The organism is Corynebacterium sp. HMSC27B11 (genome assembly GCF_001815985.1).
GTDB lineage: Bacteria > Actinomycetota > Actinomycetes > Mycobacteriales > Mycobacteriaceae > Corynebacterium.
This window is the reverse complement of the sequence record NZ_KV823545.1, coordinates 1-1,045: the sequence shown is the minus strand read 5'-3', so window position 1 is coordinate 1,045 and position 1,045 is coordinate 1. Positions and strand designations below refer to the sequence as shown.

Annotated in this window: 1 protein-coding gene; it reads right to left on the bottom strand. The window is 59.8% G+C overall.

All coding sequences use genetic code 11. The features are described 5' to 3' along the window. A partial coding sequence (locus HMPREF3097_RS02420) for an IS256-like element ISCur2 family transposase (protein ID WP_070760678.1) occupies window positions 1-899 on the bottom strand: 899 nt, incomplete at its 3' end. Window positions 900-1,045 lie beyond the last annotated feature (146 nt).

Below are 1,045 nucleotides of genomic sequence, written 5' to 3'. Positions count from 1 at the left end.
TTGATGCCGCCTTCCAGGCTGTTGGTGGTGGATTTGATCCGGCTGACATCGAGGACACCGTCAGGTGGGTCGAGATAGACAAATAACAGCTGGTTGCGCCATAGGTGGTTGAGGCTGTTGTAGGCCTTGCGGGTGCGTTCATGCGTCCATGACCAGGTGCGTTGCCGTGTCGCCGGGTCGGTTGTGAACGTTTTCTGGTTCATCCAGTCGCGGTAGATAGTGCCGTATTCGTGCAGTTGTGCACCCCACGCGGCCGCCTCGTCAAGATCGGTGATCTTCGTAAGGTTGAGCGCGAGCTGGTAAATCGCTCGTCCTGCATCGGTGCGGGGGCGTGAGGTGGTGTGCCGACGCACCACGCGTTGGGCGTGAACGAGACAGCGCTGCACTTTCGTTGCAGGCCAGCATGTCTTGATTGCGCTGGCAGCGCCTTGGCCGCCGTCGATGACAGCGATCAGGGGCGCGGGGATACGTTCGAGGAGCCTTTGGTAGTCGCGGGTGGTCTCACGTGTGCACCAGTGCCAAGCGATGACGTGATCCAAGGTGGCGGCAACAATCAAGCATCCGCCGGCGGTGTAGGTGCCGTCAAGAAAGACCTGGTCGTAGACCCGGCCTTCGTGGCCGATCGTGGGATCGGGGACATCAACTAGCCAGAAGTGTTCAAACCGGCGTTGCAGGGTACGCGGATGACACCCTGCTTCGGCGGCAGCGGTTTCCAAGCTCGCACCGGTTGTGAGGTGGGTGATAAATGCTGCGAAGGCTGCTGAGTTGGTGATATCGGGGCGCTGCTTGGTGGTGGAAGCGCCGCAGATTTTGCACCGCCACCGGGTGCGGTTGGCGCAGGTCTTACCGTTGCGTTTCATCTCGCCGCCGCAGTGGCAGCGTGGTCTGTTCTTCGGCATTGATCAAGCCAACACCAGCTCCTACCACACGCTGCTGTCACACCCGGTATTTCGCCGCCCCGGGGCGGATATAAGCTCCAGGAGCATATACTTTCCGGATTACCCCTGATCAACCCAAACAAATCGACGAATCCGGACACACATTT